The sequence below is a fragment of the Halochromatium sp. genome (assembly GCF_054919635.1).
In genome coordinates, this window is sequence record NZ_JBUDPI010000073.1 from 1 (window position 1) to 13,428 (window position 13,428).

Annotated in this window: 13 protein-coding genes; 4 read left to right on the forward strand and 9 right to left on the reverse strand. The window is 61.5% G+C overall.

From position 1 onward, the window contains the following. Together ACY693_RS06600 and ACY693_RS06605 are read right to left on the reverse strand one after the other, a co-directional pair. Positions 1-1,022 (reverse strand): efflux RND transporter periplasmic adaptor subunit (locus ACY693_RS06600; RefSeq protein ID WP_462321037.1); only part of this gene is annotated, 1,022 nt, incomplete at its 3' end. Between the two features lie 178 nt (positions 1,023-1,200). After that, positions 1,201-1,572 (reverse strand): hypothetical protein, encoded by a 372-nt coding sequence (locus ACY693_RS06605; RefSeq protein WP_462321038.1) that lies wholly within the window; start codon positions 1,570-1,572, stop codon positions 1,201-1,203. 293 nt (positions 1,573-1,865) lie between these two features. Here ACY693_RS06605 and ACY693_RS06610 point away from each other — a divergent pair, with 293 nt between their 5' ends. After that, positions 1,866-2,273: a c-type cytochrome gene (locus ACY693_RS06610; RefSeq protein ID WP_462321039.1), complete on the forward strand. Its 408-nt coding sequence runs from the start codon at positions 1,866-1,868 to the stop codon at positions 2,271-2,273. A 31-nt stretch (positions 2,274-2,304) separates the two neighbouring features. On the opposite strand, the gene ACY693_RS06615 is transcribed toward ACY693_RS06610, so the two are convergent. The 3 genes from ACY693_RS06615 to ACY693_RS06625 form a co-directional block, all read right to left on the reverse strand. Continuing rightward, a complete protein-coding gene (locus tag ACY693_RS06615; RefSeq protein WP_462321040.1) occupies positions 2,305-2,988 on the reverse strand; it encodes a 3'-5' exonuclease in 684 nt (227 codons plus the stop codon). A gap of 39 nt (positions 2,989-3,027) precedes the next feature. Continuing rightward, on the reverse strand, positions 3,028-4,965 hold the full coding sequence (locus ACY693_RS06620; protein ID WP_462321041.1) for a putative nucleotidyltransferase substrate binding domain-containing protein: 1,938 nt from the start codon (positions 4,963-4,965) through the stop codon (positions 3,028-3,030). A 199-nt stretch (positions 4,966-5,164) separates the two neighbouring features. Next, positions 5,165-5,725 (reverse strand): MarR family winged helix-turn-helix transcriptional regulator, encoded by a 561-nt coding sequence (locus ACY693_RS06625; protein WP_462321042.1) that lies wholly within the window; start codon positions 5,723-5,725, stop codon positions 5,165-5,167. Between the two features lie 310 nt (positions 5,726-6,035). Between ACY693_RS06625 and ACY693_RS06630 the strand changes: the two genes are divergently transcribed. Continuing rightward, on the forward strand, positions 6,036-6,848 hold the full coding sequence (locus ACY693_RS06630) for a glycine/sarcosine N-methyltransferase (RefSeq protein ID WP_462321043.1): 813 nt from the start codon (positions 6,036-6,038) through the stop codon (positions 6,846-6,848). After that, positions 6,845-7,690, forward strand: coding sequence for a class I SAM-dependent methyltransferase (locus ACY693_RS06635; RefSeq protein ID WP_462321044.1), 846 nt, complete (start codon positions 6,845-6,847; stop codon positions 7,688-7,690). Before ACY693_RS06630 ends, ACY693_RS06635 begins: the two co-directional genes overlap by 4 nt. Before the next feature lie 151 nt (positions 7,691-7,841). On the opposite strand, the gene adk is transcribed toward ACY693_RS06635, so the two are convergent. The 4 genes from adk to ACY693_RS06655 all read right to left on the reverse strand — a co-directional run bounded on the left by adk (position 7,842) and on the right by ACY693_RS06655 (position 11,932). Continuing rightward, positions 7,842-8,507, reverse strand: coding sequence for an adenylate kinase (gene adk / locus ACY693_RS06640; protein WP_462321045.1), 666 nt, complete (start codon positions 8,505-8,507; stop codon positions 7,842-7,844). Positions 8,508-8,626: 119 nt separating this feature from the next. After that, the gene (locus ACY693_RS06645; protein ID WP_462321046.1) at positions 8,627-9,571 is read right to left on the reverse strand and encodes an alpha-E domain-containing protein; all 945 of its coding nucleotides are present in this window, start codon (positions 9,569-9,571) and stop codon (positions 8,627-8,629) included. Positions 9,572-9,673: 102 nt separating this feature from the next. After that, positions 9,674-11,191 (reverse strand): circularly permuted type 2 ATP-grasp protein, encoded by a 1,518-nt coding sequence (locus tag ACY693_RS06650; RefSeq protein ID WP_462321049.1) that lies wholly within the window; start codon positions 11,189-11,191, stop codon positions 9,674-9,676. Positions 11,192-11,383: 192 nt separating this feature from the next. Continuing rightward, positions 11,384-11,932: a cytochrome b gene (locus tag ACY693_RS06655; protein ID WP_462321047.1), complete on the reverse strand. Its 549-nt coding sequence runs from the start codon at positions 11,930-11,932 to the stop codon at positions 11,384-11,386. 231 nt (positions 11,933-12,163) lie between these two features. Here ACY693_RS06655 and ACY693_RS06660 point away from each other — a divergent pair, with 231 nt between their 5' ends. Next, positions 12,164-13,072: an SAM-dependent methyltransferase gene (locus ACY693_RS06660; RefSeq protein WP_462321048.1), complete on the forward strand. Its 909-nt coding sequence runs from the start codon at positions 12,164-12,166 to the stop codon at positions 13,070-13,072. Positions 13,073-13,428: the final 356 nt, after the last annotated feature.

Consider the following 13,428-nt stretch of genomic DNA (forward strand, 5'->3'; position numbering starts at 1 on the left):
ATCAGCGCCTCGGCCGGGATCTTCAGCACCTCCCGCTTCGGCCCGCCATAGATCACCACATCGGCAAACATGTTCGGCTTCAACGCCAGATCCGGGTTATCGAACACCAACCGCACCCGCAAGGTCCGCGACACCGGGTCCAGCTCCGGATACAGATAATCGACCTCACCCTCCCAGGTCCGTCCCGGCCGCGCCGGTACCGTCATCTCGGCCGTGAGCCCCTCTTCAAGCCAATCGATCTGATACTCATAGATATCCACCATCACCCAGACCTGGCTTAGATCAGCGATGGTGAACATCTCGCTCGACTCGGTCACATACATCCCGTCGCGGGCCATCATCTGCGTGACGATGCCATCGATCGGCGCCCGGATCGGCACCCGATTGCGGGCCTCGCCGCTGCGCTGGATCGCCGTGATCACATCATCCGGTACATCCAGCAGCCGCAAGATATTGCGCGCCTTATCCGCACTGACCCGGCGTCGATCGGCCGCATTGCGATCCTGCGCCAGCAGGAAATCCACCTGCGCGTTCAGGATCTCGGGTGCATAGAGCTCGGCGAGCTCCTGCCCCGCTTGCACCGGCTCACCCTCCGCTCGCAGGCTCAGCGACTCGATCCAGCCCTCCGCCCGCGGATGCACATGCGCCAGTCGGGTCTCGTCGTAGGTGACCCGACCCACCGTCTTGATGTACTTCCAGAGCGTGCCGCGCTCGACCGCTGCCGTGCGCACGCCAAGCGTCTGCACGACCGCTGGCGTCAAGGCCACCTCCGGATACTTGCCGGTCATCGGGTCCATCAGCTTCTTGACCAGATCCATGCCGCAGATCGGACAGGTGCCGGGCTGATCCTTGATGATCTGCGGATGCATCGGGCAGACGTATTTCGGATCGAGATGCTTCGCCGCATGCTCCATCGGCGAATCATCAGCGGCCTCTGCGACCGATTCAGTCGGGTTCTGCGGCTGGGTCTCGGCGTCAAGCTCAGACCAATAGGCGACAAGGCCTATCGCCAGCAAGGGCATTAACAAAACTCGAGCTAGAAGCAAGAACGAACTTGAGGGTCCGTCGTCCTGCGGACGACGAGAAGGCATGATCGACATCGGGGATCTCCGGTCAGGCTGTAGCGCCCGAGTCCGCTGGCTCAAAGCGCGGATCTCAGGCTCGAGGGGCGACGGCCAGGTGGCGCCGTCGCCGCGACATTCAGCTCAACAAGAAGATCGGAGGCTTGGACCAGAGGTCGACAGAGTAGCGATAGAAATGAGGCTGTTGGCCGGGAGAAGGCAGCGACTGCAGCGGCTCGATCATCATCGGCGATTGAGCAAGTAAGTCCAGTGCGCCAAAGGCGCAGAGATCAAGCATGCACTTCTGACAGTCGCCGAACGCCGGGCCAGCACCGCCGGAACCGAGACTCACCTCGATGGTTTCGGCTGAGGCCAGGGAGCGATTCGCATGGGGACAGTGGGCTGGTACGCGCTTAATTCCGTCCTGACTGGCTTCAGAGGTCGCCACATCCGCCGCGTGACGACAACTGAGCGTCGACGCCGCCAAGACCTGCAGCTGAAACGTCAGCATGCAGATGCTCAAAATGACGCGGATGAGTCGGGGGTTTAGACGCATGTTCCAGATCTGGATACGGCCGAGTCCGTTGACAAGTGCTGCTCGTTATCTTTCCTCACCATGCGCTAGCCTCTGGCCCGACCGCTACCCAGCATCCAACTCAAGCCGACAAACGCAGCCTGCTGGCCCAGTCACATCACCGTTGTGGCATCCTAGCGGCCAAAGATCAACCAACCTGCCGACGCACCATCCTGCAGGGGCGCGTCCGCATTGCCCAAAGCCAGCATAGAATGACCACCGCGAGCCCGATGCGACTGACGCTTTCCGTTCTCTTCATCCTGACAGCGGCCCTCACCCAAGGCTGTGGTCCTGGGTCGTCCGAGTCGGCCGCCGGCTTCGAGATGCCCCGTTTCGCTGACCCAGTGCTGGCCGAAGGCCGTTCGGTCTGGATGGGCACCTGCCGCGCCTGCCATCTGATGGGCGCCGCTGGGGCGCCGGCAGTCACCGACTATCCAAACTGGAAGCCCCGCATCGCCAAGGGCGTGCAGACCCTCTTCAAGAGTCCGATCCACGGCATCAAGGGCGAGGACGGCAAATACAAGATGCCACCGCGGGGAGGCAACGAGCGCCTGACCGACCGCCAAATCGAGGCCGCAGTCGAATACATGGTCGCCGCGGTCGAATACCTGCACCAGCAATCGCAAGCCAGCCGCTAGAACGACTCACGCCCCTGAGCCGCCTGCATTGCTATTCGCCTGGTGGCTGAGGTGGCTGAGCAAGGCTGAGCAGGTCACCAAGGCGCCGGCAGCCGCTGCGCGTTGCGGCGCGCAGCTGTCTCAGCAGGATGCCGGCGGTCAGGAACGCATCACCCGGAGCCGTGTGCCGATCGTAAGGCAGGATGCCGAAGAAGCGGCAGAGTCCGTCGAGCGAATAGTCCCTGAGCTCGGCGTCAGCGCCAAAGGCCGCCCGATCCAACAAGTGCCCCATCAGCTCGCCGGTGTCGAGATGACGGTTGCGGAGCCGGTCAGGAGCGTGACGGGCGAGCGCGGCGTCGATCATGCGCAGATCATGGCTGATGTGATGGCCGACGATGACGCCATCACCGAGATACTCGAGCAGTGCAGCCAGCGCATCCGGCTCATCCAGCGCGTCGCGGGTCGCGCTGCGCGTGATCCCGTGCACCAGCGTTGAAGCGGTGTTGAAGCGCACTCTGAGCAACAGCTCCAGCGTATCGCTGAGATCGATCTCGCCGGCGATGACCCCAACAGCGCCCATACTGACGATACGATGACGCTGCGGGTCCAGGCCAGTGGTCTCGCAATCGAGCACGCAGAAGCGGACCTGATCCAGAGGCGCCGCATCTGACCAAGTCGCATCGAATCGCTCCCGATAGGCGGCGAGCCGCTGTTCTAGTGCCGGATGTGCGGCCATAGCGCATGATGTTCAGTCATAGGGACACTCCTCTCAGCATCAGCGGCGTAGCGCTACGCCATAGCGCTTACCGGTGTACTCCATGAGCTGCAAGACGGTGCGAAAGCCGGACTTGAGCAGGTTCTGCTCAAGCCGCGTCAGATTCGAAGGCTCCACCTGACTGCCATCGCTGTGTCCGGCAAGACCAGCGCGGGTGCGATAGAACAGCGCGTTACGAAAGGCGGCAATCGTCTCGTTGACCAATGCCTGCGCCGCCTCATCCTCCGGCGTCAAGGCCTGCAGACGCTCGAGCGTCCCAACCGGATCAGCGATGCCGGCATCCAGCGCCAAGGCTCGCGCCAGATCCACCACCGGCTGCAAGGTCGCGCGCTGCAGGTCCAGGGTCTCGGTGTATCGACCGTCATCATCGATCACCAGGCCGCGCAAGAAGGTGAGCGGCGGCAGATTGGCCATCGAGTCAGCAACCAGCAGGGGCACGAAACCGGGACTCTGGTCCTTCTCACGATAGATGTGCTGCTGCAGGCGGGTAACCAGGGTGCAGTCGCCATGCACCGGGCGGAGATCGAAGAAGGAGGTGGCGCGGTAGACACAGCTCTCGATCGGCTCCTGAATCCAGTGGCTGAAGCCGATCTCCCACTCATTGATCGAACGGCAGGCGCTCGGGTGTCCGGAAACGATCCCCTTCGCCGTGCTGACGAAGCCGCAGGCCGACAAGGCCGCGCTCACCCGACGGCCGAGCTCCAGAAAGTACCCGCGCGCCGCTCGACGCTGCTGCGGCTCGGGCTCGTCGTAGATCAAGCCATGGTCGAGGTCATAGAGCGTGGTCAGCTCGCCGCGACCAGCAGTGCCAAAGAAGACCCAGCAGTGCTTGAGGTTTGGAATCTCGTGGCCTTCGGCAACCAAGGCTCCCTCGACCAGGACCACCACGCGCCGCAGCACAGCGGCGTAGAGGGCGGTCGCCATCGGCGCCAGCCAGCGCATGGCTGCGGCATCAGTAAGGCCGCCTGCCAGAAAGGTCTGGCCCTGATCCAGTAGCCGGGAAAGCTCATAGATGCCGCTGGCGCGCGACATATCTTCGACGATCGCAAGCGGCGCCGCGCCCTCGATCCGCGTCAGGTCGCGCCGCGCCAACACCGAGATCACCTTGCCTTGAGGCGAGCCGTCATCGGTCAACACCAGATGCTCGACCTGTAGCTCCAACATACGGGTTAGATAGGCGCCAGCAGGCAAGCCCGCCGGCAAGGTACCGAGGACTGCGGTCATCAGCTGCGCTGCGGCTGCGTCGAGCGGAAGCTCGCCACTGGCGACCCGGTCGCTGAGCGCACGGGTTGAGATCAATCCACGCGGTACCCCGCCGGCATCGAGGACCACAGCGGCGGCGCCAGGCGGCTGATCGGCCAGGCTGGCGGCCACCACGCGGACCGGCGTCTCGAGCCGGCAGGTTACCGCTGTCGGCGGCTCATCGACGCGGCTTGCCATCCAGTCAACCGGGCGACGACCGAGGCGTCGCTCATGGGCACGTGAGGGATCACCATCGAGCTCAGAGGGGGTAATGGCGACGGTAAAGTAGGCCGCGAGAAAATGACTGGCACGCGGATGCCGCTTGATCTGCTCCCAGAAGAGTCCTGCAGGGAGCGCATAGAGGATGACCTCGGTCTCGGTACGCGCCGTGTAGGTATGCTCGACGATGCCGAGGTAGCGCCCGACGCCGAGCAGGTCACCCTCGCCGCGGACATCGCGCAAGACCTCCTTGGCGCCGCTTTCGTCGTAGTCGACGAGACGCACCACCCCCTGCTGGATCACGTACACATAGGGTCGGCGCTTCTGGCCGCGCTCGAACACCAGCTCGCCGTCCTCATGAAAGAGGACGCGGCCGCCGCCAACCAACTCGAGTAGCTCGGACTCATCGAGATACTGGAAGGGTGGATGGCGGCGCAGGAAATCGGCGACGCGGTAAGCGATGCTAGCAGTCTTCACGGCGATATCATGGATCGGTCATCTCGATCAGCATTTGGGTACTCGCGGGTCGCTGAGGCGCCACGCGGCCGAACGACAGCGAGCCGGCATACTAGCCCAACTCGGCGTGCCAGGTCCGCCCGTTTTGGCCCTCTCGCAGGGTTCCGACGCTCGACCCCAGCGCAGCACTGCACCGGCCATCCTCGGGCCCAGCTGGAGCTCAAACCGGCGGAGAAGACAGTCCCTGCGCAAGCGTGTCCGCGGCGTTCGCCGTTGTGTCCGCAGACTCGTCGTCAGCCGCAACCGGACCAGCGACAAGAACCGGAGAGGCATCCAGCTGCTCCACGCCCATCAGGGTCGTAATCCGCTGCAACGAGGAGATCAACAGACTCTGCTCCCACTCCTCAAGTGCTTGAAAGCGCTGCACGAAGGCCTCCTGCAATAAGGGTGGCGAGCGCGACATGATCGCGACCGCCTTGTCGGTCGCGCGCACCATGACCCGGCGCCGATCCTCACGGCTGCGTGCCCGCAGCACAAGCTCTCGGCTCTCAAGCCGATTCAGGATATCGGTCACCGTGGCTTGGCTCAGGCTGACGCGCTTGGCCACAGTGCCAACGGACGCCTCGTCTAGACCGATGATCGCCTTCAGCACCAACGCCTGGGGTGCGGTTAGGCCATGGCTCCGCTCTAGCTGTCGCGAGTGAAGGCCGACCGCCCGGATGACCCGTCGCAGGGCAACCAACACATCCTCACACCGAGTCTCCGCCGTCGTCATCGTCATCAACCCGCCAATTTTCGGTCACAAACGAAATCTCACCGATACTCGACACTCGAGCATCACTAAGAACCACATCAATATCAGTTTCTTACAGGATTCAACAAGAGGCAATTCCTACCAAAACCCTAGAAACTGCGTTTCAAAAGCTTCGTACACGATGTACCATAGGCATCTCCTCGCCGGCTTTTCGCACATCCCCAGTGCAGAGAAGAACGGCTGACCCTGCTCGCGACCGTCCGTCCCGTCTCGACCTGCCTACGCATTCGCGGCGGGCTCTGGTGTGTCGCGCAGCCCATCACCAGGAAGCTAGACCATGCAGCAACAAACGACTCGACAAGATTACGGTGATGATCCTCTCGCCGTCCGCGACAGCGAAAAGTATCAAGAAGAATACATCGAGACCTTCGTTGATAAGTGGGACGAGCTCATCGATTGGGACGGACGCGCCAATGCCGAAGGCCACTTCTTTATTGATCAGCTGCGCGAGCGTGGCGCCAAGAAGGTGCTCGACGTCGCCACCGGCACCGGATTCCATTCGGTCCAACTGCTCGAGGCCGGATTTGAGGTCACTAGTGCCGACGGCAGCCCCGTGATGCTGGCCAAGGCTTTCGAAAACGCGCGCAAGCGAGGCCACATTCTGCGCACCGTCCATGCCGACTGGCGTTGGCTGAATCAGAGTGTCCACGACCTCTATGATGCCGTCATTTGCCTCGGTAATTCCTTCACGCATCTGCACGACGAGCTCGACCGGCGCAAGGCCTTGGCGGAGTTCTACGCCACCTTGCGTCATGACGGCGTGCTGGTTCTGGATCAGCGGAACTACGACGCACTCCTCGACCACCAGGTACAGCCGACCCACAACTATTATTACTGCGGCGACAGCGTGCGCGCCGAGCCTGAGCATGTCGATGAATCACTTGCCCGGTTCAAATATAGCTTCGGCGACGGCTCGGTCTACCATCTGAACATGTACCCCCTGCGTAAGTCCTACGTGCAACGGCTGATGCGCGAAGTGGGCTTCCAGCGCGTCGACACCTATGGGGACTTCCAAGAGACCTATCGAGAGACCGAGCCTGATTTCTTCATCCATCTCGCCGAGAAGGCCTATCTTGGAGGCAACGGATGAACCAACAATATTCAGAGGCTGTTGAAACCGCACGCGGCTATTACAACAGCGAGGACGCCGACAACTTCTATTTCCATGTCTGGGGTGGGGAAGATATCCATATCGGGCTCTATGAGGGTCCGAATGAGCCGATCGCGGCTGCCTCAGCACGCACCGTCGAGCGCAGCGCCGACCGCATCGCAGCACCGCTCTCAGAGCCGGACGCACGGGTGATCGACCTCGGCGCCGGCTATGGCGGCGCCGCGCGCCATCTTGCTAAGCGGTTTGGCTGCCAAGTCCTCGCCCTCAACCTCAGCGAAGCCGAGAATCAACGTGATCGGGAGATGAACAAGGCCGCGGGCCTCGACCATCTGATCGAGGTCGTCGACGCGAGCTTCGAGGACGTTCCGGCCCCGGATTCCAGCTTCAACGTCGCCTGGTCGCAGGATGCGATCCTGCACTCAGGGCATCGCGACAAGGTCATGGACGAGATCGACCGGGTCCTAAAGCCTGGTGGCGAGCTGATCTTCACCGACCCAATGCAGGCTGACGATTGCCCAGAAGGCGTGCTGCAGCCGATCTTCGATCGCATCCATCTCTCGAGCCTGGGCTCGTTCGCCTTCTATCGCTCGCAGGCCAAGCGTCTAGGCTGGGAAGAGGTTGAGGTGGTTGATCTGACCGAGAATCTGATCACCCACTACGCGCGGGTTGCCGACACCCTGCGCGAGCAGCGTGAGAGCCTCAAGGGCAAGGTCTCGGATGACTACGTCGAGCGCATGCTGACTGGCCTTGGCCATTGGGTCGAGGGTGGCCGTAACGGCTACCTGAGCTGGGGCATCATGCACTTCCGCAAGCCCGCCTAATCATCGTCAATCGAGCTCATCGCCAGTCGAGCCACGCGCAGCAGAGCAAGCGCGACGCTGCGCGCCTCGCAACGGTCGGCCGGCATCATGCCGGCCGGCCAAACGTCTTATCGCTACTGCCTTCTAAGGCCGAGCGGTCGCTATGTTGGACCTAGCTCGTGCTGGCCTCCAGACCCGCGATGATCTTGTCGCGAATGGCATCCACGCCACCGACACCTTCGACTCGGAGATAACGCGGCGCATCATCACCACCCTTTTCGGCCCAGGCCGAGTAGTAGGCGATGAGCGGCTCGGTCTGCTCATGATAGACCTTCAACCTTGCGCGAACCGTTTCCTCTTTGTCGTCATCGCGCTGCACCAGCGGCTCCCCAGTCTCGTCGTCCTTACCTTCATCTTTCGGAGGGTTGTATTCGACGTGGTAGGTCCGTCCCGACGCCGGGTGCACACGCCGCCCAGCCATCCGCTTGATGATCTCCTCATCTGGGACGTCAATCTCGACCACCGCATCGATCGGTACTCCAGCCTCCTTTAACGCATCCGCTTGTGCCAGGGTGCGCGGAAAGCCATCGAACAGGAAGCCATTCTCGCAGTCTGGCTCGGTGATCCGCTCCTTGACCATCCCCATGATGATCTCGTCCGAGACCAAGCCCCCCTCATCCATGATCTTCTTGGCCGCTTGGCCGAGCTCGGTGCCTGCCTTGACGTGGGAGCGCAACATATCTCCGGTCGAGATCTGCGGGATATTGAAATGGTTCTTAATGAAGCCCGCCTGGGTGCCTTTTCCGGCTCCAGGTCCGCCGAGCAGAATGACGCGCATGAGCTCTTGTCTCCAGTGGTGATGAAACGACAGCTTAGGCTGCCACAGCGCTCCGGCTAGGGCAATTGCGTTGTGAAATAACGATGACAATGCCCATGGTCATGACCGACTGCATGCCATCAAGCAGCGCCTGCCACGACGAGCGGCGGGAACCAGGTCTGCGCGACCTCTTGATGGAGATCAGCGATACCCAACTGCAGCTCATCAACGAACTCATGCAGGTCTTTCTGGCTAAAGTGCTCCGGGTCCGCCGCATCCAGCGCCCGCGCCAAGCGTCCATGGACGCGCAGACAAGCCTCATTGCGCGGCAGGCGCTCGAGACAGGTCCGGCTATGGTCGATACACCAGCGTAACGAGCGGGGAAACCTTGGGCTCTTGAAGATGAAGCCGAGCACGGGTCCGCGTTGGACTCGGATCTGGGTGCAGCGGCGGTACATCTGATAGGCAGTCAAGGATTTCAGCACACTGACCCATTGGATGTTGTCATAGGGACGCACCTCATCGGCATCTGGCAGCAGGGCTGCCGAATGGACATCGGCGATTCGGGTGGTCATATCGGCGCGCTCGATGTAACGGCCCAAGCTCAAGAACTCAAAGCCCTGGTCATGCAGCATGGTGCCATCCAGGAGGCCATTGATCAGCTGACTGTGGGTGATCAGGCCGCGCAGATAGGGATGCCGGCCATTCTTGGTCAGTCCTTTTTGTAAGCCGTCGCGGGCATAAAGCGTCAGACCATTGATCTGCTCCCAGGCCTCGCGGGGAACGAAATCGCGAATGGTCCGGCAGTTCTCGCGCGCTGCTTCAAGCGCTGAGCGGATCGAGCCCGGATGGCGCTCGTCGCCAAGCAGGAAACGCATCACCTGGCGCTCGCCATAGTCCTTGTAATGCTCCTCAAACAGCTCATGCGCGCCAGTGATATCGACCAGCGGCTTCCAGCCGGGTGCGATCCCCTTCGGCAGGTCGAGGAGCAGATTCGCGTTGACGTTGACGATGCGAGCGGTGTTTTCGGCACGCTCGATATAGCGAGCGAGCCAATAGAGATTCTCGGCGACGCGGGATAGCATGGCGGTTTCTGACTTCGCTGACGAGGGATGCTCTGGACTGAGGACTGGATTCTGCCGTCTGGGTTCTGGAAATCTCTGGCTCTGGGCGGGCGCCAATGACGCTTAGCCAGCAGCCGGTTGCGATTGCCGCTGACCGAGCTCGCCCTGGGCCTGCTCATAAGTCTCAGTGGCTGTGTCCTCCGGCAAGATCCAGGTGTCCTTGCTTCCCCCACCCTGGGATGAGTTGACCACCAGCGACCCCTTGCGCAGCGCAACCCGGGTCAGCCCACCCATGGTCACCTGCTGGCGATCCGCAGATAGGATGAACGGACGCAGATCGACGTGACGCGGCTCGAGTCGGTCTTTGATCACCGTCGGCACCGTAGAGAGCTTGAGGGTAGGCTGGGCAATGTAGTTGCGGGGGTCCTTCTTGATCGCTGCCGCCATCCGATCGCGCTCGGCCTGGCTCGAGGCCGGACCGACCAGCATGCCATAGCCGCCGGATTCGTTCGCCGGCTTCACCACCAGCTCGGCCATGTGCTCAAGCACGTACTGCAATGCATCGGGCTCCATACAGCGATAGGTCGGTACATTCGGCACGATCGGCTCTTGGTCGAGGTAATACTGAATGATCTCGGGCACGAAGGCATAGACGACCTTGTCATCAGCAACGCCCGCACCCGGGGCGTTGGCGAGCGCAACATTGCCGGCCTTCCAGGCGCGCATCAGTCCCGCAACACCGAGCGCCGAATCCTCGCGAAAGGCCTCGGGATCGAGAAATAGATCATCGACGCGCCGGTAGATCACATCGACCCGCGCCAGACCATCGACGGTGCGCATATAGCAGCAATCGTCATCATCGACAAAGAGGTCGCGTCCTTCGACCAGCTCGGCACCCATCTGCTGCGCGAGATAGGCATGCTCGAAGTAGGCCGAGTTGTAGATCCCGGGGGTCAGTACCACCACCTCCGGGTACTCAGCCGGACGCGGTGAGAGCGCAGCCAAGGTATCAAACAGCTGCGAGGGATAATCATCCACGGGCAGGGGTGCATAATGATCGAAGAGCTCGGGAAAGACGCGCTTGGTGACCAACCGATTCTCGAGCATATAAGAGACGCCCGAGGGGACCCGAAGATTGTCCTCTAGCACATAGAGCGTGCCATCTGCATCGCGCACCAGATCAGAGCCGCAGATGTGAGCCCAGGTCCCCAATGGCGGGTCGATGCCAACGCATTGCGGACGAAAGTTGACCGACTTTGACAAGACCTCTTTTGGAAAGACCTTGTCTTTGACGATGCGCTGATCGTGGTAGAGGTCATCGATAAACAGGTTGAGTGCCTGCACACGCTGCTTGAGCCCGAGCTCGACCCGGCGCCACTCCTGCTCCGGGATCACGCGCGGTATCACATCGAACGGCCAGGCGCGATCGATGGCTCCACCCTCCTCTGAATAGACGGTGAAGGTGATCCCCATCTCCTTGATCGACACCTCCGCCGCCAGCTGCCGGGCCATCAGCTCATCACCACCCAGCGCCTTGATATCCGCCGCCAATGCTTCGACCGCGGGGCGCGGCTCACCTCGTGCTGCGAGCAGCTCATCGTAAAAGCCATCGCAATCGTAATCCGACCAATCGATCTCCATGTCCGCCGTCATCAACCTCGTTCAGCATGCGCCGCGTCCAAGACAGCGGCCGGGGCCTTGATTGTTACCGCTTCCGACGACAGCGTCCAATGCTCATCGCTCAAGCCCGATCGGAACCGGCCGCCCCGCACGCTTGAGAGTGCGAGGCGGACCGAAGCGCCGCACCGACAGGAGTCGGCTAGGAGCAAGGGGTCAGGGTAGACTGATGCGTGTCATGATCCCGTCTTTACGCTTCCAATGCATGAGACCAGCACCGATGTGCAGCAACAGGATGGCGAGCAGCACTAGACCGCCAATCCCATGCATCAGGAACAGCTGACGACCAAGCTCCTGATCGGCAGGATCAAGTCCGGGCTGTGCCCAGCCGAAGAACTGGATCGGAAAGCCGCTGATTGACGTCGCAAGCCAGCCACCGATCGGCATGCCAATCAGCAGCAGATAGAGCAGCAGATGCGTTGTCGTACTGATCACGCGCTCGGTGCCCGTGAGCGCCGTTTGATACTCAGGCGCCGGCGAGAATCGAAACAGCAGCAAACGCAGTACGACAAGGAAAAACAGCAGGATGCCGAAACTCTTATGGGCCATATAGAAGGTATTGGTCAGCTCCGACCCAAATGTGTCCTTGACGCCCTCGAAACCCAGGCTCCAGAACGTAAAGCCCATTGCCAGCAGCCCAAACACCAACAAGGCGATCAGCCAATGCAGCAGTCGCTGCGTGAAGGAGTAGCGTGTTCTTGCCATGAGACCTGTCTCCTAGCGAGTTTAGATGCGAGCCCATTAACGATCAAAGTGACGCCGATGACAAACGCACCGCGCCACCGGAAGCTCGGGGCTCGAGACTCTGGTCTAAACCCCTGGGCGTCGCTGAGCGTGAAGATTGTCGGTTCTTGAACGGCTGCCCCCACACTCAAGACAGCGACGAAGACTCCAGCGACACAAACCTCTGCGATGCAAGACCGGGATCAACACTCGATGACAGCCTCCAAAGCAGCCCCGCGCCAGGGCCGGAAGACTTTCCGCTACCTCAATTGGCTATTCAATCCCTTCCAACAGCTCGAGGTTCCGGCCATCTACGATTTGCTCTCGACGCGCGCAGCAACGGAGCGCGGGCTCTATCTGAACCTGGGCTACTGGCAAGACGCCGAGGATCTCGACGGTGCCAGCGACGCCCTCGTCGATCGGCTGGCCGATGCGGTACGCCTTGCACCGGGCGATGAACTGCTCGACGTTGGTTATGGCTTTGCCGATCAAGACATGCGCTGGGCCGAGCGCTATCGGCCGACCCGTATCATCGGTCTCAACCTGACCCGCTCACAGGTCGAGGTCGCGCGTCAACGCGTCGCTGCCCGCGGCCTCAGCGAGCAGATCGATCTGCGCCAAGGCTCAGCCACCGCGATGGACCTCGCCGATGAATCGGTCGACAAGGTCACGGCACTGGAATCGGCGTTCCATTTTCGCTCTCGCGAGCAGTTCCTGCGCGAGGCCTTCCGCGTGCTTCGTCCTGGCGGACGCATCGCCATCGCCGACATCTTGCCGCGTCCCGCACAGGGCAACGCTTGGCAACGCTTCAAGCGCAAGGCCTCCTGGGCCTTGGTCGCTCGCAAGTTTGCGATCCCACGAGACAATGCCTATCCGATCCCGACCTATCACGCCAAGCTGAAACTGCGCGGCTATGAGCAGATTCGTGTCGAATCCATCCGAGAACAGGTCTACGCGCCGCTCCATCTCTGGCTGCGGTCGCACCACTCAGCCTTGCAGCGGCTGCATCCGGCCGCGCGCTTTGCCGTCAAGCTCGCGCTGCGGCGCAGCCCGGAAACGGTTTATGCCGGCCTCGACTATGTACTTGCGACCGCGGTCAAACCCATGCGCCTGGTCCGCTGAGGCCGTCGCACATCAAGGGCTTAGCCCAGTCTTACCAGACAGCTTCAACAGGCCTGTGGATAAACCTGTGAGAAACTTACGCACAAGCGCCACAAGTACGCGCATTCCTTGACCTCGCGACAGATTGACAGGTTTCTGACCAACGCAATAACCGACTGATTTTACTAGGCGAGGTCGCGAAGCTTGCGCAATCGAGGAAGAGTCGACTGACAGCCGGGCGTAGGATGCGCCAATGTGGACAAATAGACTGCGGTGAGCAAGGAGCACTCGGGTTGTCAATCGGTTTTTGAGATCGCCGACATCGGACACCGGCGGCTCAAAGCTTGCGCGTCCCGACCAAACCGCTCAGGATAGCG

What these genes read in the sequence shown, in the direction of transcription:
- ACY693_RS06625 (WP_462321042.1), bottom strand. Translation starts at nt 5,725, where the DNA reads ATGACGATGACGACGGCGGAGACTCGGTGTGAGGATGTGTTGGTTGCC.
- ACY693_RS06660 (WP_462321048.1), top strand. Translation starts at nt 12,164, where the DNA reads ATGACAGCCTCCAAAGCAGCCCCGCGCCAGGGCCGGAAGACTTTCCGC.
- ACY693_RS06630 (WP_462321043.1), top strand. Translation starts at nt 6,036, where the DNA reads ATGCAGCAACAAACGACTCGACAAGATTACGGTGATGATCCTCTCGCC.
- ACY693_RS06650 (WP_462321049.1), bottom strand. Translation starts at nt 11,191, where the DNA reads ATGGAGATCGATTGGTCGGATTACGATTGCGATGGCTTTTACGATGAG.
- ACY693_RS06605 (WP_462321038.1), bottom strand. Translation starts at nt 1,572, where the DNA reads ATGCTGACGTTTCAGCTGCAGGTCTTGGCGGCGTCGACGCTCAGTTGT.
- ACY693_RS06645 (WP_462321046.1), bottom strand. Translation starts at nt 9,571, where the DNA reads ATGCTATCCCGCGTCGCCGAGAATCTCTATTGGCTCGCTCGCTATATC.
- ACY693_RS06615 (WP_462321040.1), bottom strand. Translation starts at nt 2,988, where the DNA reads ATGGCCGCACATCCGGCACTAGAACAGCGGCTCGCCGCCTATCGGGAG.
- ACY693_RS06635 (WP_462321044.1), top strand. Translation starts at nt 6,845, where the DNA reads ATGAACCAACAATATTCAGAGGCTGTTGAAACCGCACGCGGCTATTAC.
- ACY693_RS06655 (WP_462321047.1), bottom strand. Translation starts at nt 11,932, where the DNA reads ATGGCAAGAACACGCTACTCCTTCACGCAGCGACTGCTGCATTGGCTG.
- ACY693_RS06610 (WP_462321039.1), top strand. Translation starts at nt 1,866, where the DNA reads ATGCGACTGACGCTTTCCGTTCTCTTCATCCTGACAGCGGCCCTCACC.
- adk (WP_462321045.1), bottom strand. Translation starts at nt 8,507, where the DNA reads ATGCGCGTCATTCTGCTCGGCGGACCTGGAGCCGGAAAAGGCACCCAG.